Source organism: Roseivivax isoporae LMG 25204, assembly GCF_000521865.1.
In the GTDB taxonomy this organism is placed as follows: Bacteria; Pseudomonadota; Alphaproteobacteria; order Rhodobacterales; family Rhodobacteraceae; genus Roseivivax; species Roseivivax isoporae.
On sequence record NZ_JAME01000009.1, the window covers coordinates 53,330 to 78,158 of the forward strand.

The following is a 24,829-nucleotide window of genomic DNA, read 5'->3' on the forward strand; positions in this document are numbered from 1 at the left end:
AAGACGCAGTTTCTTTCGCGTGTTAAAACGGGCAACGTGTCCAAAACGTAACCAGAAATGACACGGACGGGGAGAGAGAGGATGACTCAGTCGAATGGCGGGATCAGCTGCCAGGCCGGATGCTGGGCGATGGCGTTTGGGGCGGGGGCGCTCACCACGGTGCTCCTGCTTGTTCTCGGCGGAACCGGGATCGTGGGGTCGGTCTTTCTGGGCGGCGTCGCGTTCCTGTTCCTGGGCTTTCTTCTGAGCGTGGTGTTCTGCACGCCGATGACCAAGCCCGGCGATGCCTCGCTGCTCAAGCCCGGCGCAGGCGCGGGGACACGGCACGGCGCCCAGGCGGGGCCGGCCGCACACGGACATGCTGCGGCCGCGACCGCGCCGGCGCAGACGGCGGCTCCTGCGCCGACCCCGGCGCCCGCACCGGCAGCCCCGGCGCCCGCACCGGCTGCCGCGGCGCCGTCGTCCTCGGCAACCGCCGCGGCCGACGCCGAGACCGGCGCCAAGGTCAAGCCGTCGCGCGAGCTGCCGGGGCAGGCGGACCTGTCCGGCCGCAAGGGCGAGTGGAAATACAGCGGCGCGAACGGCACCGCGAACGGGTCCGGCGCGCATGACGCGGCGGGCCGCAAGCCCGAGACGCTGCCGGCCCCGCGATCGGGCGGAGCCGACGACCTGAAGAAGATCAAGGGCATCGGCCCGAAACTCGAGGAAGTCTGCAACAGCCTCGGGGTCTACCATTTCGACCAGATCGCCAGCTGGTCCGACGAGGAAATCGCCTGGGTCGACGACAACCTCGAAGGCTTCAAGGGCCGCGTGAGCCGCGACAACTGGGTCGAACAGGCCCGCGCGCTTGCATCCGGCAGCGGATCGTGAACACCCCACTGCGTCGCCAGCGGCGGCGCCGATCGACGGAAGGCAGAGGATGCAGCGGCGGGACGACACGGACGAACGGATCGCTCGGCAGGGGCGCATCATCGCTCTCGTGATCGCGGGCACCGGGCTCGTCTGGATCGGCGCGACGGCGCTCGGGGCCGCGCTGGACTGGAGCCAGCGCACCCGGGCGTTCTTCGACCTGGCCGCCCTCGCGGGGTTCGGGACGGCGATCTACATGATCTACCAGCTTTGGCAGGCGCGCCGACGCGGCGCCGGCCGGGGCCACGAGGCCCAGACACGCAAGGACTGAGCACATGCTGAAAGACCAAGACCGCATCTTCACCAACCTCTACGGAATGCACGACCGCTCGCTCGCCGGTGCGAAGAAGCGGGGGCACTGGGACGGCACGGCCGACATCATCAAGCGCGGCCGCGACGCGATCGTCGACGAGATGAAGAAGTCCGGCCTGCGCGGGCGCGGCGGCGCGGGCTTCCCGACCGGGCTCAAGTGGTCCTTCATGCCCAAGGAATCGGATGGCCGCCCGGCCTATCTCGTGGTGAACGCGGACGAGTCCGAGCCCGGGACCTGCAAGGACCGCGAGATCATGCGCCACGATCCGCACACGCTGATCGAGGGCTGCCTGATCGCCTCCTTCGCGATGAACGCGCATGCCTGCTACATCTACATCCGCGGCGAATACATCCGCGAGAAGGAAGCGCTGCAGAACGCCATCGACGAGGCCTACGAGGACGGCCTCCTCGGACGCAACGCCGCCGGCTCGGGCTGGGACTTCGACCTCTACCTGCACCACGGCGCGGGCGCCTATATCTGCGGCGAGGAGACGGCGCTCCTCGAATCGCTCGAAGGCAAGAAGGGCATGCCGCGGATGAAGCCGCCGTTCCCGGCCGGCGCCGGTCTCTACGGCTGCCCGACCACGGTGAACAACGTCGAATCGATCGCCGTCGTGCCGACCATTCTGCGCCGCGGCGCCGAATGGTTCTCGTCCTTCGGCCGCCCCAACAACGCCGGCACCAAGGTCTTCGCCATCTCGGGCCACGTGAACAATCCCTGCGTGGTCGAAGAGGAGATGTCGATCTCCTTCGAGGAGCTGATCGACCGCCATTGCGGCGGCATCCGCGGCGGCTGGGACAACCTCAAGGCGGTGATCCCCGGCGGCTCGTCGGTGCCCTGCATCCGAGGCGAGAACATGCGCGAGGCGATCATGGACTTCGACTGGCTGCGCGAGCAGCGCTCGGGTCTCGGCACCGCGGCGGTCATCGTGATGGACAAGTCGACCGACATCATCAAGGCGATCTGGCGGCTGTCGAAATTCTACAAGCACGAGAGCTGCGGCCAGTGCACGCCCTGCCGCGAAGGCACCGGCTGGATGATGCGCGTCATGGACCGCCTCGTGCGGGGCGAGGCCGAGGTCGAGGAGATCGACATGCTCCTCGACGTGACGAAGCAGGTCGAGGGCCACACCATCTGCGCGCTCGGCGACGCGGCGGCCTGGCCGATCCAGGGTCTCATCCGCAACTTCCGCGACGAGATCGAGGACCGCATCCGGCACAAGCGCGGACCGATCGCGGCCGAGTGACCGGACGCGCGTTTCCCTGAGGCGCGACATGCGGCGCGGCGGGTTTCCGGGCCCCGCCGCGCGGATCGGGAGCGGTTTCCTTTCCGCGCCCGCAGTCCATATGGCGTCGGGACCACAGCCATACCGAAGCCATACGGAAGCCATCCATGACCCGAAGCCAGCGGCTGCTGTTCATCCTCCTCGTCTGGCTGGCCGTCTATCCCGGCGTCCTGATCTTTGCCGAACTCGTCGCCTGGATCGCTCCCGGAGCCCCGGTCTGGCTCCGCATCCTCCTGTCGACCGCGGTGACGGTTCCCACGATCTCGCTCGTCGTCCTGCCGCGGGTCACCCGGCTCGTCGCGGCCGCCAAGGGGCAGAGCGTCGCGGATCTGAAGCGCGCCGAGGCTGCCGCGGCCGAACCCGGCTGACCTGTCGCCCGCGGGCGACGCTTGTCGGTCCGCCGCGCGAACGGGCTGGACCGCCCGGCCTTGCCCGGTCTAAACACCTGTCAGGGCACCGTTCCGGTACGTGCGGCACAGGGGCCCGACCGAAGACACGACCGCAGACAAGACGGAGACGGACCTCACAGATGCGCGCGATCCTGATCCTCTGCGCCGCGGCACTGGCGCTCGCCGCCTGCACCGAAAGCTCGAAGCGGGTTCGTTTCGACGGAAATTTCTACCGCGGCAGCGCCAAGGCGCCGGCGACCGACCGGCACAACTTCACCGCCTCGGTGGGCCCGGTCCGGCTCGGGCTCAACGGCGCGCGGCAGGCAGCGTTCTACGAGGGCACGCTGCATTGCGTGCGCCATTTCGGCACCTCCGACATCGCCTGGGCCGTCCATCCGACCGAGGCCCCGCAGGAGGCGCTGCCCATCCAGGGCGACCGGCTCGTGGTCCGCGGGCGCTGCCTCGAATGGCCCGAACCCGGCGCCTGAACGCGCGTCCTGACGCTCCGTCAGGGCGCGGCGACATTGCATAACCGTGCGCCGGGCCCACATTTCTGACCGGACCTGCCGGCGTCCTCCGCCGGCCCCACGGACGGAGAAACCCCATGCGCCGCACTGCCGCCCTTGCCGCCATGCTCGCCCTTTCGGCCACGCTTGCCGTGCCCGCGGCCGCGCAGGCCAAGCCGCCGCTGCGCGAGGTGTCCGAGATCGACGACGGCCTGATGGCGGTCGCGATCGCCGACCAGATCCGCAAGTCCTGCGACGGAATCAGCGCCCGCATGATCCGCGCCTATTCGCGGCTCAACACGCTCAAGTCGCGCGCGGAATCGCTCGGCTACTCGAGCGGCGAGATCGAGGACTACGTGACCTCTAAGGACGAGAAGCGCCGCATGCGCGCGAAGGCGGAACGCTACCTCGCGCAACGCGGAGTCGACGCCGCGGACGAGACGCAGCTCTGCCGCTTCGGCCGCGCCGAGATCGCGTCGAACACCGCCATCGGCTCGCTCCTGCGCTAGGGCGCCCGCGCTCGGATTTGCCGCACGCGCCTGCGCGGCTTACGTCTGGTGTCCGGGCAGCGGGGGCGTTAGAACGGCCCCAGCGACGCCACGCGCCGCGCTGCAGCGCGCCCGTGCGCCCCGAGCAGACGAAGGACCGAAGCCCCATGTCCGAAACGCGCAAGATCATCATCGACGGCACCGAGGTCGAGGTCGACTCGGCGATGACGCTGATCCAGGCCTGCGAGGAGGCGGGGATCGAGATCCCGCGCTTCTGCTACCATGAGCGCCTGTCGATCGCCGGAAACTGCCGCATGTGCCTCGTAGAGGTCGTCGGCGGTCCGCCGAAACCCGCAGCCTCCTGCGCCATGCAGGTGCGCGACCTGCGCCCCGGCCCCGAGGGCCAGCCGCCGCAGGTGCGGACCAATTCCCCCATGGTCAAGAAGGCCCGCGAGGGGGTGATGGAGTTCCTGCTCATCAATCACCCGCTCGACTGCCCGATCTGCGACCAGGGCGGTGAATGCGACCTGCAGGACCAGGCGATGGCCTACGGCGTCGACTTCTCGCGCTACCGCGAGCCCAAGCGCGCGGTGGCCAACATGGACCTCGGACCGCTCGTCGGCACGCACATGACGCGCTGCATCTCGTGCACGCGCTGCGTCCGCTTCATCACCGAGGTGGCGGGCATGCCCGAGCTCGGCCAGACCGGCCGGGGCGAGGATGCCGAGATCACCGCCTATCTGGGCCAGACGCTCGAATCCGAGCTGCAGGGCAACATCATCGACCTCTGCCCGGTGGGCGCGCTGACCTCGAAGCCCTACGCCTTCACCGCGCGGCCCTGGGAGCTCAGCAAGACCGAGTCGATCGACGTCATGGACGCGCTCGGGTCCTCGATCCGTGTGGACGCGAAGGGGCGCGAGGTCATGCGCTTCCTGCCGCGCAACCACGACGGCACCAACGAGGAATGGATCTCGGACAAGTCGCGTTTCGTCTGGGACGGGCTGAAGCGGCAGCGGCTCGACCGACCCTACATCCGCGAGAACGGCAAGCTGCGCCCGGCTACCTGGCCCGAGGCGCTCGCCAAGGCCGCCGACGCGCTGAAGGGCGCGAAGAAGCCCGTGGGCCTCGCGGGCGACCTTGCCCCGGTCGAGGCGGTCTACGCCCTGAAGAGCCTCGTCGAAAGCTTCGGCGGGACCACCGAGTGCCGCACGGACGGCGCGAAGCTGCCCGCCGGCAACCGGTCGGGCTATGTCGGCACCGCCGCGATCGAGGACATCGACCACGCGCGCCACATCCAGCTCATCGGCACGAATCCCCGCACCGAGGCGCCCGTCCTGAACGCGCGCATCCGCAAGGCCTGGACGCGCGGCGCGCAGGTCGGGCTCGTGGGCGAGGCGGTCGACCTGACCTACGACTACCACCACGTGGGCACCGACCGCGCGGCGCTCGAGGGGCTCCTGCGCCACGACTTCACCGACGTGGTCGACCAGCCGTCGCTGATCATCGTGGGGCAGGGCGCGCTGACCGGCGACGATGGCGCGGCGGTTCTCGCCGCGGCCATGGACCTGGCCGAGCGGACGTCGTCGGGCCTTCTCGTCCTGCACACCGCCGCCGGGCGCGTCGGCGCGATGGACGTGGGCGCGGTGACCGAAGGCGGGCTGGCCGCCGCGATGGACGGCGCCGACCTGGTCTACAACCTCGGGGCCGACGAGATCGACGTGGCCGACGGCCCGTTCGTGATCTACCAGGGCAGCCATGGCGACCGGGGCGCACACCGCGCCGACGTGATCCTGCCTGGCGCCGCCTATACCGAGGAACAGGGCCTCTTCGTGAACACCGAAGGACGTCCGCAGCTTGCGCTGCGCGCCGGGTTCCCGCCGGGCGAGGCCAAGGAGAACTGGGCGATCCTGCGGGCGCTGTCGGCCGAGGCGGGCAAGACGCTGCCCTTCGACAGTCTCGCGCAATTGCGCCAGAAGCTCGCAGAAGTGGCGCCGCAGCTCATGGACCTCGATCGCGTGCCGGAGAACCCGTGGCAGAAGCTCGAGCCGGGCAAACTGGTGCAGGGCGCATTCGTTCCGGCAATCCGCGACTTCTACCTCACGAACCCGATCGCCCGGGCGAGCGCGCTGATGGCCGAGCTGTCGGCGAACGCCAAGGCGCGGGCGCAGACGCAGATCGCCGCGGAGTAGAGTTCGGACATGGACCGGGTCCGGCCGTCTGCCCGCGCCCTGTCCGGCGCGGGCCTGAGCGGGGTCGCGGCCGTCCTGGCGCTGTCGGCCTGCACGGCCGGCGCGCCGGAGACGGACCCGGACCTGCCGTTCGATCCCGTCTACGAGGGGATCGAGACGCGGCTTCTCGACGGCGATCTCGTGCAGTTCCACGTGGCCATGCGCGGTGCGCGCGGCAGCGCGGACATCGAGGACTATGCAGAGTGCGCTGCAGCGCAGTATGCTCTGATCCGAGGCTACGGTTTCGCGCGGCATTTGCGCACAAATGTCGTCGAGGAGGGTGGCCTCTGGCGCGCAGATGCGGTTTACACCATCTCGCCCGCCCTGCCTCGCGGGTTGAAGACGATCGACGCCGAAGTGACCGCCTTCATGTGCGCGGAAAACGGAATACCGACGGTGTGAGAGGACAATATGTCTGACTTCCTGACCACCCCCGGCGGCACAGCCCTGATCATCGTGGCGCAGTGCCTCGCCATGGTCAGCTTCGTGATGCTGTCGCTGCTGTTCCTCGTCTATGGCGACCGCAAGATCTGGGCCGCCGTGCAGATGCGGCGCGGCCCGAACGTGGTCGGCGTGTACGGGCTCCTGCAGACCGTGGCCGACGCGCTGAAATACGTGGTCAAGGAAGTGGTCGTGCCCGCGGGCGCCGACCGCTCGGTCTTCCTCCTGGCGCCTCTCACGTCCTTCGTGCTGGCCATGATCGCCTGGGCGGTGATCCCGTTCAACGACACCTGGGTGCTGTCAGACATCAACGTGGCCATCCTCTACGTCTTCGCCGTCTCCTCGCTCGAGGTCTACGGCGTGATCATGGGCGGCTGGGCGTCGAACTCGAAATATCCCTTCCTCGGCTCGCTGCGGTCGGCGGCGCAGATGATCTCCTACGAGGTGTCGCTGGGCCTGATCATCATCGGCGTGATCATCTCGACCGGCTCGATGAACTTCGGCGACATCGTGCGGGCGCAGGATACCGGCTGGCACTTCTTCGGCTGGTACTGGCTGCCGCACCTGCCGATGGTTTTCCTGTTCTTCATCTCGGCGCTGGCCGAGACGAACCGCCCGCCCTTCGACCTGCCCGAGGCCGAATCGGAACTCGTGGCGGGCTACCAGGTCGAATACAGCTCGACCCCGTTCCTGTTGTTCATGGCCGGCGAATACATCGCCATCTTCCTGATGTGCGCGCTCACCTCGCTGCTGTTCTTCGGCGGGTGGCTGTCGCCGATCCCGGGCCTGCCCGACGGCGCGCTCTGGATGGTTGCGAAGATGGCGTTCTTCTTCTTCCTCTTCGCCATGGTGAAGGCGATCACCCCGCGCTACCGCTACGACCAGCTCATGCGCCTCGGCTGGAAGGTGTTCCTGCCCTTCAGCCTGGTCTGGGTGGTCTTCGTGGCCTTCGCGGCCCGCTTCGAATGGTTCGGCGGCATCTTCGCCCGCTGGGCGGGGGCGTGAGCCATGGCCGATGCCCGCACCGTGCCTGACCTGAAGGCCGCGATCCTCGAGGCGCGCTATGTCGACATGATCGCGCTCGCGGACTTCGTGGTCCGCGATTGCGGACTGCCTGACATGGACGAGCAGGGCGAGATGCTGCCTCAGCAGAACGAGATCGCGGCCGCGATCTTCCGCTGGGCGGCAGGGGCGAAACTCGGCCAGCGGACGCCGCGCACGACGCCCGGCACCCGTGACGAAACACAAGACGATACCGGCGATCCCCTCATGGACGCCGCCGAGGCCGAGGCGCGGGCACAGGCCGCGCGCCCCGGTCAGGACTGACCCCCGGAGGACGCTTCAAGATGGCGACCATGGATTACACCCGCGCCGCGAAATACTTCCTGCTCCAGGATTTCTGGGTGGGGATGAAGCTCGGGCTGAAGTACTTCTTCGGCCCGAAGGCGACCCTGAACTACCCGCACGAGAAGGGGCCGCTCAGCCCGCGGTTCCGCGGCGAGCATGCCCTGCGCCGCTACCCGAACGGCGAGGAGCGCTGCATCGCGTGCAAGCTCTGCGAGGCGATCTGCCCCGCGCAGGCGATCACCATCGACGCGGAACCCCGCGACGACGGCTCGCGCCGCACCACGCGCTACGACATCGACATGACGAAATGCATCTATTGCGGCTTCTGCCAGGAAGCCTGCCCGGTCGATGCGATCGTCGAGGGTCCGAACTTCGAGTTCTCCGCCGAGACCCGCGAGGAGCTGTTCTACGACAAGACCAAGCTGCTCGAGAACGGCGAACGCTGGGAGGCGGAGATCGCCCGCAATCTCGAGATCGACGCGCCCTACAGATGAGCGAGGCGACGCTCAAGACCATCCTGGCCGAGATGCGGATGATGCGCGACGAGGTCGAGGACATGCGCGGCGAGATGTCGGTCATGCACCAGAAGATCGACGGTCTCTCCGTGCTTCTGACCATGCTCGCGGGCGCGCAGGTCTACGACGAGGACGACGACGATTTCGGCTCGCTCATGGACGACGTGGGGGAAGACAACCCGCAATGACCGCCAAGACCCCCTTCGAGCTGTTCATGCAGCAGGCGCAGGAGATGGCGCGGGCGTTCAACCCCGCGCTCGAGAGCTTCGACCCGCGCCGGTTCGAGCAGATGTGGCCGACCATGCCCAAGGACGCCATGGAGATGTGGTTCGGCAAGGGCATCTCGAAGGACGGCCTCGACGCCAAGACGCGGCTGCTCTTGACCTTGGCGGGGCTGACGATGCAAGGGGCGCAGGCGGACACGCAGGTGCGCATGACCGTGCGCCACGCGCTCGAGGCGGGGGCCACGCGGGACGAGATCGCCGAGACCATCGCGCAGATGTCGATGTTCGCCGGTATCCCCGCGATGACCCGCGCCATGGAACTGGCCCGCGAGGTCATGAACGACGCTGAGTCCAAAGGAAAGGACGAGGAGACATGAGCGCCTTTGCCTTCTACCTCTTCGCGGTGAGCTGCCTTGCGGGCGGTCTCTTCACCGTCATCAGCCGCCACCCGGTGCATTCGGTCCTTTGGCTGATCCTCGCCTTCCTCTCGGCGGCGGGACTGTTCGTGCTTCTGGGCGCGGAATTCGTGGCGATGCTGCTCGTGATCGTCTACGTGGGCGCCGTCGCGGTCCTGTTCCTGTTCGTGGTCATGATGCTCGACGTCGACTTTGCCGAGCTCAAGGCCGAGATGGCGCGCTTCATGCCGCTGGCGCTGCTGATCGGGATCATCATCCTGATGCAGTTCGCCGTGGCCTACGGCGCGTGGGAAAGCTCCGAGGGCGCGCGCGTGGCGATCCAGGCGGCGATCCCCGAGGCGCGCCACAACACCGAGGCGCTGGGGATCATCCTCTACGACCGCTACTTCCTGCTGTTCCAGCTCGCCGGGCTGATCCTGCTCGTGGCGATGATCGGGGCGATCGTGCTGACGCTGCGCCACCGCACGGACGTCAAGCGGCAGGACGTGCTGGCGCAGATGTACCGCGATCCGAAGAAGGCGATGGAACTGCGCGACGTGAAGCCCGGGCAGGGGCTCTGATGCGCGCGCGACGCCCGCCGGCACGACCGGCGGGGCGCCGCGCGGCCCGGGCGCTCGAGGCGCCCGTGGGATGGACGCTGTGGACCCGGCTGCGGTCCGTCCGCGGCAAGAAGTGAGGCAGGCCGCGGCGGCGGCCCTGCGATGAACCAAGCGGGCAAAGGCCCGGAGGGACGAGATGATCGGACTCGAACATTACCTGACGGTGGCGGCGGCTCTCTTCGTCATCGGCATCTTCGGGCTATTCCTCAACCGCAAGAACGTCATCATCCTGCTGATGTCGATCGAGCTCATGCTGCTCGCGGTGAACATCAACCTCGTCGCCTTCTCGGCGCATCTCGGCGATCTCGTTGGGCAGGTCTTCACGCTGTTCGTCCTGACGGTCGCCGCGGCCGAGGCGGCCATCGGCCTTGCCATCCTCGTCTGCTTCTTCCGCAACCGCGGCACCATCGCCGTGGAAGACATCAACGTGATGAAAGGCTGACGCGCCATGGAGTCGATCATCCTCTTCGCCCCGCTGGCGGGCGCCATCATCGCGGGCTTCTTCTGGAAGCTGACGGGCATCCGCGGCGCCCAGTGGATCACCACGGGCCTGCTGTTCCTCGCGTGCGCGTTCTCGTGGATCGTGTTCTTCACCCACGGTCCGGAAACCCAGCACATCCAGGTGCTGCGCTGGATCGAGAGCGGATCGCTGTCGACCGACTGGTCGATCCGGCTCGACCGGCTGACCTCGATCATGCTGATCGTCGTGACCACGGTCTCGGCGCTCGTGCACCTCTACAGCTTCGGCTACATGGCCCATGACGAGAACTTCCGCGAGGGCGAGGAAAGCTACAAGCCGCGCTTCTTCGCGTACCTGTCGTTCTTCACCTTCGCCATGCTCATGCTGGTGACCGCCGACAACCTCGTGCAGCTCTTCTTCGGTTGGGAGGGCGTGGGCGTCGCATCCTACCTGCTTATCGGCTTCTACTACCGCAAGCCCTCGGCCAACGCCGCGGCGATGAAGGCCTTCGTGGTCAACCGGGTGGGCGATTTCGGCCTCGCGCTCGGGATCTTCGCGCTGTTCTTCCTGGTCGACTCGATCCGCTTCGACGACGTCTTCGCCGCCGCGCCGCAGATCGCCGAGACGCAGATGACCTTCCTCTGGATGGAGGTGAACGCGGCCGAGCTGATCTCGATCCTGCTGTTCATCGGCGCCATGGGCAAATCGGCGCAGCTCCTGCTGCACACCTGGCTGCCCGACGCCATGGAAGGCCCGACGCCCGTCTCCGCGCTGATCCACGCGGCGACCATGGTGACGGCGGGCGTGTTCCTCGTATGCCGCATGTCGCCGCTGATGGAATTCGCGCCGAACGCGCTGGCCTTCGTGACCTTCCTCGGCGCAACGACCGCGTTCTTCGCGGCGACCGTCGGCCTCGTGCAGAACGACATCAAGCGCGTGATCGCCTATTCGACCTGCTCGCAGCTCGGCTACATGTTCGTGGCCGCCGGCGTGGGCGTCTACTCGGTCGCCATGTTCCACCTCTTCACGCACGCCTTCTTCAAGGCGATGCTGTTCCTCGGGGCGGGCTCGGTCATCCACGGCATGCACCACGAGCAGGACATGCGGAACTATGGCGGCCTGCGCCACAAGATGCCCTACACCTTCTGGGCCATGATGATCGGCACGCTCGCCATCACCGGCGTCGGCATCCCGCTCACCCATATCGGCTTTGCCGGCTTCCTGTCGAAGGACGCGGTGATCGAGAGCGCGTGGGCCGGCACCGCGGGCGGCTACGCCTTCTGGATGCTGGTGATCGCGGCGCTGTTCACGAGCTTCTACAGCTGGCGGCTGATGTTCCTGACCTTCTTCGGCACGCCGCGCGGCAACAAGCACACGCACGAGCACGCCCACGAAAGCCCGAAGGTCATGCTGATCCCGCTGGGCGTCCTGTCCATCGGCGCGGTCTTCGCCGGCATGATCTGGTACGGGTCGTTCTTCGGCGAAAGCGACAAGGTCGCGCGGTTCTTCGCGATCCCGGCCGCCGAGGATGCGCACGGCACCGAGGGCGGGCACGATGAAGCCGCGGCCGAAGGTGGCCACGCGGACGGCGAGGGTGTGGCCGAGGCCGCCGAGGAGGCCGCCCAGGGCGACCTCGAGGGCGCGGGCGAGGCCATCACCACCACCGAGGGCACGGGCGACAGCCCGAGCGCGGAGGGTCACCACTTCGCCTTCGGCGGCGCGCCGGGCGACGGTGCGATCTACATCGGTCCCGAGAACCACACGCTCGACGACGCGCACGAGAGCCCGGTCTGGGTGAAGGTGTCGCCGTTCATCGCCATGCTGATCGGGTTCGCCGTGTCGTACCTGTTCTACATCGTGAACCCGTCCCTGCCGAAGCGGCTCGCCGAGACGCAGCGCCCGCTGTACCTGTTCCTGCTGAACAAGTGGTATTTCGACGAGGCCTACGACTTCCTGTTCGTCCAGCCGGCCAAGAGCGTCGGGCGGATGTTCTGGCGTCGCGGCGACGGGGACGTGATCGACGGGTCGATCAACGGTGTCGCCATGGGGATCATTCCCTTCTTCACGCGCCTCGCGGGCCGGGCGCAGTCTGGATACATCTTCACCTACGCCTTCGCGATGGTGATCGGGATCGCGGTTCTCATCACCTGGATGAGCTTCACCGGAGGAGCGCGGTAATGGACAACCTGCTTTCCATCGTCACGTTCCTGCCGGCACTGGCCGCGCTGATCCTCGGCGTCTTCCTCAAGGGGGGCGACGCCGCGGCGGACCGCAACGCGCGCTGGCTCGCGCTCATCGCGACGTCGGCGACGTTCCTGATCTCGCTCTTCATCCTGGCGCAGTTCGACCCGGCCAATCCCGGCTTCCAGATGGTGGAAGAGGGCGAATGGCTGCTCGGCATGACCTACAAGCTGGGCGTCGACGGCATCTCTGTGCTGTTCGTGATGCTGACCACCTTCATCATGCCGCTGGTGATCGCGGCGAGCTGGGAGGTGAAGGACCGCGTCAAGGAATACATGATCGCGTTCCTGCTGCTCGAGACGCTCATGCTGGGCGTGTTCATGGCGCTCGACATCGTGCTGTTCTACCTCTTCTTCGAGGGCGGCCTGATCCCGATGTTCCTGATCATCGGCATCTGGGGCGGCAAGAACCGCATCTACGCGGCGTTCAAGTTCTTCCTCTACACCTTCCTCGGGTCCGTCCTGATGCTGGTCGCGCTCGTGGCGATGTATGCCGATGCGGGCACCACCGACATCCCGACGCTGCTCAACCACGAGTTCGCGTTCGAGAGCTTCAGCCTCCTCGGCATCCAGGTGATCGGCGGCTTCCAGACGCTGCTGTTCCTCGCCTTCTTCGCCTCGTTCGCGGTGAAGATGCCCATGTGGCCGGTGCACACCTGGCTTCCGGACGCGCACGTGCAGGCGCCGACGGCGGGCTCGGTGGTGCTGGCCTCGATCCTGCTGAAGCTCGGCGGCTACGGTTTCCTGCGCTTCAACCTGCCGATGTTCCCGGTGGGCTCCGAGGTCGTGGGGCCGCTGGTCCTGTGGCTGTCGGCCATCGCCATCGTCTACACGAGCCTCGTGGCGCTCGTGCAGGAGGACATGAAGAAGCTCATCGCCTACTCGTCGGTCGCCCACATGGGCTACGTGACCATGGGCATCTTCGCGGCCAACCAGCAGGGCGTCGACGGCGCGATCTTCCAGATGCTGTCGCACGGCTTCATCTCGGGCGCGCTGTTCCTCTGCGTGGGCGTGATCTACGACCGGATGCACACCCGCGAGATCGACGCCTATGGCGGGCTCGTGAACCGGATGCCGGCCTACGCGCTCGTCTTCATGCTGTTCACCATGGCGAATGTCGGGCTGCCCGGCACGTCGGGCTTCATCGGCGAGTTCCTGACGCTCATGGGCGTGTTCCAGGTGAACACCTGGATCGCGGTCCTCGCGACCTCGGGCGTGATCCTGTCCGCCGCCTACGCGCTCTGGCTCTACCGCCGGGTGGTGATGGGCGATCTGGTCAAGGAATCCCTGCGCACCATCACCGACATGTCGCGGCGCGAGCGCGCGATCTTCGCGCCGCTGGCCGTGATGACCATCTGGCTCGGCATCTACCCGGCGCCCATCCTCGACCGCATCGGCCCCTCGGTCGAGGCCCTGCTCGAGACCTATGACGACCGCGTCGCGGCCGCCGACCTCGCCGGTCCGCGGGTCGCCGAGGCTCCGGCCGCAGCCGCAGACCATTGAGGACGTGACCCCCATGCTTTCTGCCGACCTCACCCTCATCCTTCCCGAGATCCTCCTGTCGGTCTACGCGATGCTCGCGCTGATCGGGGCGGTCTACACCGGCAAGGACCAGCTCGCGCGGCCGCTGATCTGGCTCACCTCGGCGCTGTTCGTGGCGTTCGCGGTCTGGATCGCCACCTCGCGCGGCGGCACCGCCAACGCGTTCGGCGGCATGTTCGTCGTGGACGGCTTCGCGCGCTTCGCCAAGGTGACGATCCTCGTCTCGGCCGCCGCCGTGCTCGCCATGAGCGAGGAGTACATGGCGCGCCGCGGGCTCCTGCGGTTCGAATACCCGATCCTCGTGGCGCTCGCCGCGGTCGGCATGATGGTCATGGTGTCCGCGGGCGACCTGATCGCGCTCTACATGGGTCTCGAGCTGCAGTCGCTGGCGCTCTACGTGGTCGCGTCGCTGCGGCGCGACAGCGCGCGCTCGACCGAGGCGGGGCTCAAGTATTTCGTGCTGGGCGCGCTCAGCTCGGGCCTCCTCCTCTACGGCGCGTCGCTGACCTACGGTTATGCCGGCACGACGCTCTTCTCGGGCATCCTTGCCGCGGCGGGCGAGGGCACGGTGTCGCTGGGGCTCCTCTTCGGGCTCGTGTTCCTGACCTCGGGCATCGCGTTCAAGGTCTCGGCCGTGCCGTTCCACATGTGGACGCCCGACGTCTACGAGGGCGCGCCGACGCCCATCACCGCCTTCTTCGCGACGGCGCCGAAGGTCGCGGCCATGGGGCTCTTCGCGCGGCTCCTGCACGACGCGTTCGGGGGCGTGACCGGCGACTGGAAGCAGATCGTCGCGTTCCTGTCGCTCCTGTCCATGTTCCTCGGCTCCATCGCCGCGATCGGGCAGACCAACATCAAGCGGCTGATGGCCTACTCGTCCATCGCCCACATGGGCTACGCGCTCATGGGGCTCGCCGCGGGAACGGCACTCGGGGTGCAGGCGCTGCTCATCTACATGGCTATCTACGTGACCATGAACGTGGGCACCTTCGCCTTCATCCTGTCGATGGAGCGCGACGGCCAGCCGGTCACCGACATCGCCTCGCTCAACATGTATTCGCGGACCGAACCCGGAAAGGCGCTGGCCATGCTGGTGCTGCTCTTCTCGCTCGCCGGCGTGCCGCCGCTCGTGGGCTTCTTCGGCAAGCTCTACGTGCTGCGCGCGGCCTATGACGGCGGCCTCGCCTGGCTGGCGCTTGCCGGCGTGATCGCGAGCGTGATCGGTGCCTACTACTACCTGCGCATCGTGTTCCTGATGTATTTCGGGTCGGAACGCGACGACCGGCTCGATGCCGGCGGGTCGGGCGTGCTGTGGCTGTTCCTGGCGGTGCCGGCCATCGCCATGGTCGCGGGCGTGGTGAACCTCTTCGGGATCGAGGGCGCGGCGGCGGCCGCGGCGGCGTCGCTTGTCAACTGACGCCCGCGCGGCGTCCCCGTCGGTGACCGCGCCTGCGTGCCGCAGGCGCGGGGCTTCCGGCGGGGATATTTCCGCCAAGAAGAAGCCCGCAGGTCCGGGGAGGATCGCGTGAGCTGGCCGCAGGGCTACGGCCTCGTCACGCTCGAAAGCGTTGACAGCACCATGGCCGAGGCGGCGCGGCGCCTGCCCGAGGCGCGGGGGCCGTTGTGGATCTTCGCGGGGGTGCAGACCGCGGCGCGCGGGCGGCGGGGCCGGCCCTGGGCCAATCCCCCCGGCAACCTCGCGGCGACACTGCTGATGCCCATGGCCGAGCCGCCGGGCGTCGCGGCCCTGCGGTCCTTCGTGGCGTCGTTGGCGCTTCTCGACGCCTTCGTGGGCGTGACCGGGCGGGCGGAGCCCTTCGCGCTGAAGTGGCCGAACGACGTGCTCCTGAACGGGGGCAAGGTGGCGGGCATCCTGCTCGAGACCCTCGGGGGGCGCGGGGCGGCGTCGCACCTCGCCATCGGGATCGGCGTGAACCTCGCCGCGGCGCCGGCCGCGGAGGCGGTCGAGCCCCGGGCCCTGCGACCAACGGCGCTCGGTCCTGAGACGGGCGTGGTGGTCGATCCCGTGGACTTCCTCGGCGCGCTGGCCGCCGCCTATGCCCGGCGCGAGGCCGAGTTCGCGGCCCTCGGATTCGCCCCGGTGCGCACGGCGTGGCTTGCCGCGGCCGCGCGGATCGGCGAGGCGGTGACGGCGCGCACGGGCACGTCCGAGACCACGGGCACGTTCGAGACGGTGGACCCGTCCGGCAATCTTGTCCTAAGGACGCCACGGGGCCGCGTCGCCATCGCCGCGGCCGACATCTTCTTCTGACGGGGGCCGCGCCATGCTGCTAGCCATCGATTGCGGCAACACCAACACCGTCTTCTCGATCTGGGACGGCGAGAGTTTCCTCGCGACCTGGCGCACGTCGACCGAACACCAGCGCACGGCGGACCAGTACTATGTCTGGCTCTCGACGCTGATGAAGCTGCGCGGGATCGACGCCGAGATCACCGACGTGATCGTGTCCTCGACCGTGCCGCGCGTGGTGTTCAACCTGCGGGTGCTCGCCGACCGGTATTTCGGAACCCGCGCGATGGTGGTCGGCCGGCCGGATTGCGCGCTGCCCGTGGACGTGCGCGTCGACGCGGGCACGCAGGTCGGGCCCGACCGGCTGGTCAACACGGTGGCGGGCTTCGACCTCTATGGCGGGGACCTCATCGTCGTGGATTTCGGCACGGCCACCACATTCGACGTGGTGGATGCCGACGGCGCCTATGTGGGCGGCGTGATCGCCCCCGGCGTGAACCTGTCGCTGCAGGCGCTGCACGAGGCGGCGGCGGCGCTGCCGCACGTGGACATCTCGCGGCCGCAGACGGTCGTCGGCACCAACACCGTCGCCTGCATGCAGTCGGGCATCTTCTGGGGATATGTGGGTCTCGTCCGCGAGATCTGCGCACGGATCAAGGCCGAGCGGGATCGGCCCATGAAAATCATCTCGACCGGCGGGCTGGCGCCGCTCTTCCAGCAGACCGAAGCACTGTTCGACGACTTCAAGGACGACCTGACGATGCACGGACTGACCGTCATCTACAGCCACAACAAGACATAAGGACATCCACCACATGAGCGGTGAACGCATCATCTACCTGCCCCTGGGCGGGGCGGGTGAAATCGGCATGAACTGTTACGTCTACGGCTACGGCCGGCCGGGCGAGGAGGAGCTGATCGTCGTCGACATCGGCGTGACCTTCCCGGACATGGAGACGACGCCGGGTGTCGATCTCATCTTTCCCGACATCACCTGGCTGAAGGAGCGGCGGGACCGCATCCGCGGCATCTTCGTCACCCACGCGCACGAGGACCACGTGGGCGCGGTCGCGCATCACTGGCAGGCGCTCGGCGCGCCCGTCTACGCGCGCGCCTTCACCGCCAATATCGCGCGGCGCAAGTTCGAGGAGCAGGGCCTGCCGGTCGAGACGGTGCGCACCGTCTCGGCCTGGCCCGAAACGGTGGACGCGGGTCCCTTCACCGTGGGCTTCGCGCCGATCTCGCATTCGATCCCAGAGAGTTCCGGCCTCGTCATCGACGTGGGCGGCGAGCGGCTCGTGCATTCGGGCGACTTCAAGATCGACGTGACGCCGGTCGTGGGCGAACCCTTCGACCGCGAGATGTGGTCGGAGATCGGCAAGCGCGGCGTGCGGGCGCTGATCTGCGATTCGACCAACGTCTTCTCGACCCACGAGGGGCGGTCCGAGGCCACGGTCGGCCCGGAGATCGAGAAGCTCCTGTCGGAATCGAAGAGCCTCGTGGTCGCCACGACCTTCGCCTCGAACGTCGCGCGGCTCAAGACGCTGGCCGAGGCCGGGCGCAATGCCGGGCGGTCCATCGTGCTGCTCGGCCGCGCCATGCGGCGGATGATCGAGGCCGCCGTCGAGACCGGCGTGCTCAAGGACTTCCCCACTACCGTGCCGGTGGAGGAAGCTGGGTCGATCCCGCGCGAGAACCTGATGCTGCTCGTGACCGGCAGCCAGGGCGAGCGGCGGGCGGCGTCGGCGCAGCTGGCCCGTGGCAAGCACCACGGCATCGAGCTGGCGGACGGCGACCTCTTCCTGTTCTCGTCGAAGACCATTCCCGGCAACGAGAAGCCGGTGATCCGCATCATGAACATGCTCTCGGAGAAGGGCGTCGACGTGGTGGACGACAGCAGCGGGCGCTACCACGTCTCGGGCCACGCCAACCGGCCGGACCTCGAGGCGATGCACGAGATCCTCGATCCCGCGGTCGTCGTTCCGAACCACGGCGAGCACCGCCACCTGCGCGAGCACGTCAAGCTGGCGCAGTCGCGCGGTCGCAAGGGCATGCTGGCGGTCAACGGGACGATGATCTCGCTCTCGGGCAACGCGCCCGAGGTCGTTGACTATGTGGAGACCGGGCGCACCTATCTCGACGGGTCGGTGCAGGTCGGCGCGATGGACGGCGTGATCCGCGACCGCATCCGCATGGCGCTGAACGGGCATGCCACGGTGACGCTGGTTCTCGACGAGGACGACGAGGCGCTCGGCGATCCTTGGGTCGACACGATGGGCCTGCCCGAGACAGGGCGTTCGCGCCAGCCGGTGATCGAGGTGCTGGAGGAAGCGCTCGCCGCCGCGATGACCCGCGCCGGCAAGAAGACCCTGCGCGACGACGATGCGCTCGAGGAGACGCTGCGGCGCGCGCTGCGCAACGCCGCGCAGGACGAGATCGGCCGCAAGCCCGAGGTGACGGTGGTGATCAGCCGCCTGACCTGAGCCGGTCGGGCGGGCGCCGCGGGACCTAGTCTCGCGGCGCGGTTCCGCCCTGGCCGAGGGGGATGTCCGCGGCAGGATCGGCTGCATCCTCCTCGCCGTCGTGGCAGAGGTAGACGGCACCGCCGATCGCCACGACGCTGACCGCCGCCGCACCCGCGACCGCGGGAGCCGCGAGCGCGGTCGCCACGCTGCTCGCCGCGCCCGAAAGGGTGCCGGCGATGCCCGAGGCCGTTCCGGACAGGATCGCCGCTCCCGAGGCATGCAGCACCGCACCGGTCCGGCTCTGCCCGGCCTCGACGTCGCGGCGGGTGACCACGTCGACCACGCGGCCGGCGGCGGCGGCGGTGCCGCCCGCGGCGGCATTCACCCGGTCGCAGGTCGTCACGGTGCAGCGTCCCCGGTAGTTCCGCACGCCCGGCACGAGCAGGTCGCCGCCACCCGACGGATCGTCGGCGAGGCAGTAGCCGTCAAGGTCCTCTGCCGGGACCTCGCGGCCGAGATAGGCGATGAGGGTGCGGCTGTCGCAGGCGGGCGGGGCCCCCCAGGCGCGCTTCCAGGTGCGCGAGGGCCAGGCCCTCATACGTTCGCGCAGGCCGGCGCCATCCGCGGCGACCGCCTCGGTGTCGACCACCACGTCCTGATGGTTAACGCGGGCAAGACAGGTCTCGGCCGCCGCAAGACCGGGCAGGGCGAGGAAAGCGGTGCAGACGAGCGCGAGGCGCAGGGACATTGGCAATCCTTCCGACGTCGATGGCGGGTACCGCCGGACAGTCGCATCCCGGGTGCAGGGAAGGAAGGCACGCCTTCGAGAGGTCGTGCGGGGAGCCGCCGCCCGGTCCGGGCGGCGGTCGTCATGCAGCGGGGGACGGCGTCAGCTGGCCCGCCGCTCCTCGAAGCTCATGGCGATGAACGAGGGCAGGTGGTCGCCCATGCCGACCACGTTGTTGTCGCGGTCGTTCTTGCCGCCGCGGCCGCGGTCCTGCGACCGGCCGCCGCGTGCGCCGCCTTCGGGCTTCGGATCGGGACGGGGCTCGTCGGCGCTCTGCTCGACCGTCTGCTCCACCGCCTGGTCCGCCTTCGGCTCGGGCTTCGGATCGGCCTTCTTGTCGCTGCGCCGGCTGCGCGTGCGCTTGGGCTTCGGAGCCTCCTCGACCTCGGCGGCCTCGGGCGTCTCGACGTCCGCCGCAGGCGCGGCGGGGTCCGCCATGCGCGGGATCTGCTTCTGGAGCAGGCGTTCCACGTCCTCGAGGTTCTTGTCGTCCCGCGGGCCGCAGATGGTGATCGCGCGGCCCTCGCGGCCGGCACGGCCGGTGCGGCCGATGCGGTGCACGTAGTCCTCGGCGTGGCTCGGCACGTCGTAGTTGAAGACGTGGCTGACCGACGGCACGTCCAGACCGCGCGCCGCCACGTCCGAGGCGACGAGCAGCTTGAGTTCGCCCTTGCGGAAGCCGTCGAGCGTGCGCGTGCGCACCGACTGGTCCAGGTCGCCGTGGATCGGCGCCGCGTCGAGCCCGTACTTCTTGAGCGACTTGGCGACGATGTCGACGTCGACCTTGCGGTTGCAGAACACGATGGCGTTCGTCAGCTTTTCGCCCTCGGCCTCGATCAGCGCGCGCAGCGTGCGGCGCTTCTCGCTGTCCGCGCGGTCACGGCGCGACGGCTTGAAGAGCGCGACGAACTGGTCGATCGTCTCGGACGCCGTGGCCTGGCGGGCCACCTCGACGCGCGCAGGGCCCTGCAGGAAGGTATTGGTGATGCGCTCGATCTCGGGTGCCATGGTGGCCGAGAAGAACAGCGTCTGCCGGGTGAACGGCGTCAGCGAGAAGATGCGCTCGATGTCGGGGATGAAGCCCATGTCGAGCATGCGGTCGGCTTCGTCGACCACCATGATCTGCACGCCGGTCAGCAGGAGCTTGCCGCGCTCGAAATGGTCGAGCAGGCGGCCGGGCGTCGCGATCAGCACGTCCACGCCCTTGTCGATCAGGAGGTCCTGCTCCTTGAACGACACGCCGCCGATCAGCAGCGCCTTGGTGAGCTTCACGTGCTTGGCGTAGGTGTCGAAGTTCTCGGCCACCTGCGCCGCAAGCTCGCGCGTCGGGCAGAGCACGAGGCTGCGCGGCATGCGCGCCCGCGCACGTCCGCGGGCCAGCATGGTGATCATCGGCAGCGTGAAGCTTGCCGTCTTGCCGGTGCCCGTCTGGGCGATGCCCAGCACGTCGCGCCCCTCGAGCGCAGGCGGGATGGCCCCTGCCTGGATCGGCGTCGGGGTTTCGTAGCCGGCTTCCTCGACGGCTTGCAGCACCTTCGGGCTGAGGTTCAGGTCGGTGAATTTTGTCATATGTATCCGCTGTCTGCGGACACGTCGCGGCCCGCACGTCTTCGTCGTTTCCAAGGCCCACACGGCCTTGCGGCGGCAAAAGTCCGCCACCGGTGCGCGACTTTTAGCGGAATCCGTGGCTTGGGTCAATCTGACCCGCTCTGCATGCCGCAAGGTGCGCCGCGGGAGGCGGGAAAGTGCCGCAGGCGTGCCGCGTCGAGGTCGAGCGCGGCCCGGTGCAGGAGCCCTTCGGCCGCGAGCGCCGCGCAGAGTTCCGGCGTCGCGGTCGCCACCTCGCGGTGGAATGCCTGCAGCCCGGCGGTGCCCGCCTCGGCCTCGATCCGGGTGAAAAGGTCGTGCAGCGACAGCGCGCCGGCGCCGCGGGCCTGCGGTTTCAGGTCGGCGCGGTAGGATCCGCGGTCGCGCCGGAACCGGTAGGCCGCGTGGAACCTGTCCCAGCTGTCCGCGTGCAGGTGGGCGAGCGCCGTCCCGGCCAGCGCGACCTCGCCCGGGTTCTGCACGCCGTCGAGAATGGCGTTGTGGATGCGCACCCTGAGCCCGGGAATGCCGGTGCGCACGAACAGCTTGCCCGCGACGTGGCTCAGGAATCCGCCGGACAGGTGGTCGGCCCAGCGCGGGAAACAGGCCCGCGTCGCGCGTGCGCGGGCGCGCTGGTCGAGGTGCAGCCGCTTGAACGACCGCAGGCCCGGCAGGTCGCCCGCGCCGGGCGCGAGTGCCTCCATCGGCCGGACGCGGGCGCAGAGCGCCGAGGCGGGCAGGGCGGCCAGCTGGTCGGCGACGGGGCTTTCCGGCATCAGGAACTCGTCCACGTCGATATGCGCGAGCCAGTCCGTCTCGGCGCGCCGGTTGAGCGCATGGCGCATGTTGGCGCCCTGCCGCACCTGGTGCATGTCGGGCCGCCCGCCGCGCCTGTCCCAGAAGCGCGTGTCGGTGGCCGTCACCCTGAGCCGCGGATGCGCCGACAGGATCGCCGCCTGGTCCGCGTCCGCGTCGTCGAGATAGAGATGCACGCGGTGCGCGCCGAGCTCGAGGTGCCAGGCCGCGAAGGCCGCGATCTCGTCGACCGGCGCCCTGACCGTCGCGACGAGGCCCCAGCGCGTCATGCCGCCGCCCGCCCGAAGAGGCGCGCGGCCGCCGGGCCGGGATCGAGCGGGTGCACGTGCAGGAGCCCGTGCGCATCGAGCCGCGCGCGGAGTTCCGGATGGTCGCGGCACACCTCGTCGAAGAACGCGCGCAGGCCCGCCATCCCCTCCGTCTCGTGCACGAGGGCGAGGATGTCGCCGCGCCCGAGGCGGCCGCCCGACGACCTGTCGGGCCGGTAGGAGCCGCGCGTGCGACGGAACTCGAAATGCCGCTCGAACAGATCCCAGCTCGGCGCGTGGGCATGGCCGAGAAGGACGTGGGCCAGCCGGAAGGGCGTGCGCAGCGCGGCGCCGTCGCGGCGCAGCGTGTGCACGCCGAGCCGGGTGCCGGGCCGGCCGGGGCGGGCAAAGACCTTGCCGGCGCTGTGGGACAGGAACCCCTCGCGCAGGTGCATCCCGAAGGTCGGGTAGATGTCCTGCAGCACCTGGCGCGACACGCCCATGTGCCGCGGCGCCCGCTTGAAATGCCGGGGCTGCGCGCCGGGCTCTGGCGCCAGGAGCTCGGCCGGCAGGATCCGCGCGAACTCCGCCTCTGGCGGCAGCGCGTCCAGCGCCTCGGCCACCGGGCGTTCGGCCAGCAGGAACTCGTCCACGTCGATGTGCCCGAGCCAGTCGAGCCGGCCCGCCACCGCGCGGTAGCTCAGCGTCGCGTTGTGCAGCTGGCGCAGCTGGTGCGCCGCCATCCGCGGCCGCCGCCGGGTGGCCCACCACGCGTCGTCGCAGGCCACGGCCGTGATCCGCGGATCGGCCGAGAGCATCGCGATCGTCGCCGGATCGGGCGCGTCGAGGTAGAGGTGCAGCTCGGCCGCGCCGAGCGCGAGGTGGTGTGCCGCGAACCGCGCGATATCGGCCGCCGGCGCCCGCACGGTCGAAACGAGGCCCCAGCGCGTCATGCGGCGTCCGGGAAATGGCGCGCCAGCGCGCCCTCGAGGTCGAGCGGGTGGGACAGGAGCAGGCCCTGCGCCGCGAGGGTCGCGCGCAGATCGTCGCGGTCGCTGCAGACCTCGTCGTAGAACTGGCGCAGACCCGCGTCGCCCTCCTGCGTCGAGAGGAAGTCGAGAAGCTCGTGCAGCGGCATCGGCGCCCGGTCGCGCCGTTTCGGCCGGTAGCAGCCGCGGGCGCGCCGGAAATCCAGATGCGCCCGGAAGGCCTCGAAGCTCGGAGCGTGCAGGTGGCCCACATGCACCCCCGCAAGCAGCGCGCGGTTCGTGACCCCGCGGCCCTGCCAGCGCAGCCGGTGGATGCCGAGCTTGGCGTCGGGAATGCCCGTGCGGACGAAGATCTTGCCGTTCGTGTGGCTGAGGAACCCGTGTTCGAGGTGGTCGCCGAAGGTCGGGTAGAGCGCGCGCAGCACGTCGCGGCCTTGCAGGTCTGCGTTTCGCGGCAGCTTGAAATGCCTGACCGTCCCGTCCCGCCGCGACAGGAGTTCCGCCGGCACCATGCGCGCGACCGCGATGCCCGAGCGCAGCGCCGCCAGGGCCTCGGCCACCGGCCGCGCCGGCAGGAGCATCTCGTCCACGTCCACGTGACCGATCCAGTCGAACGTGTCCGCCGTTGCCTCCATCGCATGGGTGGCGTTCACCACCTGCCGCAGCTGGTGTTCCTCGGGGCGCTGCACGCCGCGCGCCTGCCAGTAGGCGTCGTCGCAGCGGATCGTGGTGACCCGCGGATGCGCCGCGAGCCGCGCCTCGGCCTCGGGATTGGGGGCGTCGAGGTAGAGCCGGATCCCCGTCGCGCCGCAATCGAGGTGATGCGCGACGAAGCGGAGGATCGCCGCGGCCGGGGCCTTGGCCGTCGCCACGAGGCCCCAGCGCAGGGCCTGCGCGTCCTGCGCGTGGGCGCGGAACGGCGCCGGCGCGACGTTGGGCAGGGGGCCCGAACGGTCGCTCTCGATCTTGCGCGCGCGGCGCTGGCGCATGGTCGCGAGGCGACGGAACACCGAGCGCTCGTCCTCCACGACGCGCTCGAGCAGCGCGCGGGCGAGGGGTCCTGCGACCGCGTCCTCGGACGCTTCCGACCAGAGTCGCGCCAGCAGGTTCGCGTCGATCCCGCTCGAGGTGAGCGACACGCCGTCCATCTCGAGCGGCAACGTGGCCTTGGCCATGTCGCCGATGGCAAAGGCGCGCTCGGGCGGAAAGCCGGAATAAAGCCGTTCGCTCTCGTAGATCTTCATCGTCGAGAAGAGCGCGTGCAGCGACAGCCCGAGGCTGCGTTCCCGCGGTGTCGCGCCGTGGTCGCCGAAGGTCGCCATCGACGAGACGAGCCAGCGCGGATCGAGGCTGTCGAGGAGGGGCCCGGCCTGTTCGGCCCAGATCCGGCGGAAGAGCACGGGCGCCTCGTCCGGCCACGACCGCTTGCGCAGGTGGGCGATCAGGAACGCGTTGAGAAAGGCGAGTTCGCTCTGGCCCGTGAAGGCGCGGCGCAGCGCGTGGCGCTTGCGGTGGAAATCCGACCGGAAGGGCGGCGCCTCGGCCGGGTCCGCGTCGGGGTCGCCCACGCGCGGGGCGACGAGCGCGGCGAGGTCGGCATCGGCAGGCGGCAGGCCTTCCCCCGGGGCCGGCGCGAACGGGTCGCGCCGCGCTTCCCACAGCGCGAGAAACGTGTCGATGGCGGCTGTGCCGGTCTCGCTCGGATGCGTCATGGCGGGCAGAGTGCCGCAGCGATCCGGCCCAAACAAGGCGGCGCGTGGGCGGGACGGGGGCGTGTGCCCCCG

Annotated in this window: 26 protein-coding genes; 21 read left to right on the plus strand and 5 right to left on the minus strand. The window is 69.3% G+C overall.

Features of this window, described 5'->3' with window-relative positions; all coding sequences use genetic code 11:
* Positions 1 to 81: 81 nt before the first annotated feature.
* The 21 genes from RISW2_RS25465 (at position 82) to RISW2_RS07735 (ending at position 18,636) form a co-directional block, all read left to right on the plus strand.
* Entirely contained in the window at positions 82 to 870 is a 789-nt protein-coding gene (locus tag RISW2_RS25465) for an endonuclease (protein ID WP_211238682.1), read from the plus strand.
* Between the two features lie 49 nt (positions 871 to 919).
* On the plus strand, positions 920 to 1,180 hold the full coding sequence (locus RISW2_RS07640) for a DUF5337 domain-containing protein (protein WP_043768733.1): 261 nt from the start codon (positions 920 to 922) through the stop codon (positions 1,178 to 1,180).
* Positions 1,181 to 1,184: 4 nt separating this feature from the next.
* The gene (nuoF, locus tag RISW2_RS07645) at positions 1,185 to 2,468 is read left to right on the plus strand and encodes an NADH-quinone oxidoreductase subunit NuoF (RefSeq protein ID WP_043768735.1); all 1,284 of its coding nucleotides are present in this window, start codon (positions 1,185 to 1,187) and stop codon (positions 2,466 to 2,468) included.
* Positions 2,469 to 2,614: 146 nt separating this feature from the next.
* Positions 2,615 to 2,875 (plus strand): putative antibiotic biosynthesis monooxygenase, encoded by a 261-nt coding sequence (locus tag RISW2_RS07650; protein ID WP_043768737.1) that lies wholly within the window; start codon positions 2,615 to 2,617, stop codon positions 2,873 to 2,875.
* A 161-nt stretch (positions 2,876 to 3,036) separates the two neighbouring features.
* A complete protein-coding gene (locus tag RISW2_RS07655) occupies positions 3,037 to 3,384 on the plus strand; it encodes a hypothetical protein (RefSeq protein WP_043768739.1) in 348 nt (115 codons plus the stop codon).
* Between the two features lie 116 nt (positions 3,385 to 3,500).
* Positions 3,501 to 3,911, plus strand: a complete 411-nt coding sequence (locus RISW2_RS07660; protein ID WP_043768741.1) for a DUF5333 domain-containing protein — start codon at positions 3,501 to 3,503, stop codon at positions 3,909 to 3,911.
* Positions 3,912 to 4,057: 146 nt separating this feature from the next.
* A complete protein-coding gene (gene nuoG / locus RISW2_RS07665) occupies positions 4,058 to 6,079 on the plus strand; it encodes an NADH-quinone oxidoreductase subunit NuoG (RefSeq protein WP_043768744.1) in 2,022 nt (673 codons plus the stop codon).
* Between the two features lie 9 nt (positions 6,080 to 6,088).
* The gene (locus RISW2_RS07670) at positions 6,089 to 6,520 is read left to right on the plus strand and encodes a hypothetical protein (RefSeq protein ID WP_051491857.1); all 432 of its coding nucleotides are present in this window, start codon (positions 6,089 to 6,091) and stop codon (positions 6,518 to 6,520) included.
* A 9-nt stretch (positions 6,521 to 6,529) separates the two neighbouring features.
* Positions 6,530 to 7,564: an NADH-quinone oxidoreductase subunit NuoH gene (gene nuoH, locus RISW2_RS07675; protein ID WP_043768746.1), complete on the plus strand. Its 1,035-nt coding sequence runs from the start codon at positions 6,530 to 6,532 to the stop codon at positions 7,562 to 7,564.
* A gap of 3 nt (positions 7,565 to 7,567) precedes the next feature.
* Complete coding sequence (locus RISW2_RS07680) at positions 7,568 to 7,885, plus strand: hypothetical protein (protein ID WP_043768748.1); 318 nt, start codon at positions 7,568 to 7,570, stop codon at positions 7,883 to 7,885.
* A gap of 20 nt (positions 7,886 to 7,905) precedes the next feature.
* Positions 7,906 to 8,400, plus strand: coding sequence for an NADH-quinone oxidoreductase subunit NuoI (nuoI, locus tag RISW2_RS07685; protein ID WP_043768751.1), 495 nt, complete (start codon positions 7,906 to 7,908; stop codon positions 8,398 to 8,400).
* Complete coding sequence (locus RISW2_RS07690) at positions 8,397 to 8,609, plus strand: hypothetical protein (RefSeq protein WP_043768753.1); 213 nt, start codon at positions 8,397 to 8,399, stop codon at positions 8,607 to 8,609. Before nuoI ends, RISW2_RS07690 begins: the two co-directional genes overlap by 4 nt.
* Entirely contained in the window at positions 8,606 to 9,022 is a 417-nt protein-coding gene (locus RISW2_RS07695; RefSeq protein ID WP_043768755.1) for a carboxymuconolactone decarboxylase family protein, read from the plus strand. The genes RISW2_RS07690 and RISW2_RS07695 overlap by 4 nt, the downstream gene beginning before the upstream one ends.
* Entirely contained in the window at positions 9,019 to 9,621 is a 603-nt protein-coding gene (locus tag RISW2_RS07700) for an NADH-quinone oxidoreductase subunit J (protein WP_043768757.1), read from the plus strand. The genes RISW2_RS07695 and RISW2_RS07700 overlap by 4 nt, the downstream gene beginning before the upstream one ends.
* A gap of 175 nt (positions 9,622 to 9,796) precedes the next feature.
* A complete protein-coding gene (gene nuoK / locus RISW2_RS07705; RefSeq protein ID WP_043768758.1) occupies positions 9,797 to 10,102 on the plus strand; it encodes an NADH-quinone oxidoreductase subunit NuoK in 306 nt (101 codons plus the stop codon).
* A 6-nt stretch (positions 10,103 to 10,108) separates the two neighbouring features.
* A complete protein-coding gene (gene nuoL, locus RISW2_RS07710; protein ID WP_043768760.1) occupies positions 10,109 to 12,298 on the plus strand; it encodes an NADH-quinone oxidoreductase subunit L in 2,190 nt (729 codons plus the stop codon).
* A complete protein-coding gene (locus RISW2_RS07715) occupies positions 12,298 to 13,863 on the plus strand; it encodes an NADH-quinone oxidoreductase subunit M (protein WP_043768762.1) in 1,566 nt (521 codons plus the stop codon). Before nuoL ends, RISW2_RS07715 begins: the two co-directional genes overlap by 1 nt.
* Positions 13,864 to 13,876: 13 nt before the next feature.
* Positions 13,877 to 15,319, plus strand: a complete 1,443-nt coding sequence (gene nuoN, locus RISW2_RS07720) for an NADH-quinone oxidoreductase subunit NuoN (RefSeq protein WP_043768927.1) — start codon at positions 13,877 to 13,879, stop codon at positions 15,317 to 15,319.
* A 108-nt stretch (positions 15,320 to 15,427) separates the two neighbouring features.
* Positions 15,428 to 16,174, plus strand: a complete 747-nt coding sequence (locus RISW2_RS07725) for a biotin--[acetyl-CoA-carboxylase] ligase (protein ID WP_043768764.1) — start codon at positions 15,428 to 15,430, stop codon at positions 16,172 to 16,174.
* Between the two features lie 13 nt (positions 16,175 to 16,187).
* Entirely contained in the window at positions 16,188 to 16,955 is a 768-nt protein-coding gene (locus RISW2_RS07730; RefSeq protein ID WP_043768766.1) for a type III pantothenate kinase, read from the plus strand.
* 13 nt (positions 16,956 to 16,968) lie between these two features.
* Entirely contained in the window at positions 16,969 to 18,636 is a 1,668-nt protein-coding gene (locus RISW2_RS07735; RefSeq protein WP_043768768.1) for a ribonuclease J, read from the plus strand.
* A gap of 25 nt (positions 18,637 to 18,661) precedes the next feature.
* On the opposite strand, the gene RISW2_RS23445 is transcribed toward RISW2_RS07735, so the two are convergent.
* From RISW2_RS23445 to RISW2_RS23450, 5 genes are all read right to left on the minus strand, one after another.
* The gene (locus RISW2_RS23445; RefSeq protein ID WP_051491858.1) at positions 18,662 to 19,366 is read right to left on the minus strand and encodes a hypothetical protein; all 705 of its coding nucleotides are present in this window, start codon (positions 19,364 to 19,366) and stop codon (positions 18,662 to 18,664) included.
* A gap of 141 nt (positions 19,367 to 19,507) precedes the next feature.
* The gene (locus tag RISW2_RS07745) at positions 19,508 to 20,974 is read right to left on the minus strand and encodes a DEAD/DEAH box helicase (protein WP_043768770.1); all 1,467 of its coding nucleotides are present in this window, start codon (positions 20,972 to 20,974) and stop codon (positions 19,508 to 19,510) included.
* Between the two features lie 125 nt (positions 20,975 to 21,099).
* Complete coding sequence (locus RISW2_RS07750; RefSeq protein ID WP_051491859.1) at positions 21,100 to 22,077, minus strand: glycosyltransferase family 2 protein; 978 nt, start codon at positions 22,075 to 22,077, stop codon at positions 21,100 to 21,102.
* Complete coding sequence (locus RISW2_RS07755) at positions 22,074 to 23,009, minus strand: glycosyltransferase family 2 protein (RefSeq protein ID WP_051491860.1); 936 nt, start codon at positions 23,007 to 23,009, stop codon at positions 22,074 to 22,076. Before RISW2_RS07755 ends, RISW2_RS07750 begins: the two co-directional genes overlap by 4 nt.
* Positions 23,006 to 24,757: a glycosyltransferase family 2 protein gene (locus tag RISW2_RS23450; RefSeq protein ID WP_051491861.1), complete on the minus strand. Its 1,752-nt coding sequence runs from the start codon at positions 24,755 to 24,757 to the stop codon at positions 23,006 to 23,008. Before RISW2_RS23450 ends, RISW2_RS07755 begins: the two co-directional genes overlap by 4 nt.
* Positions 24,758 to 24,829: the final 72 nt, after the last annotated feature.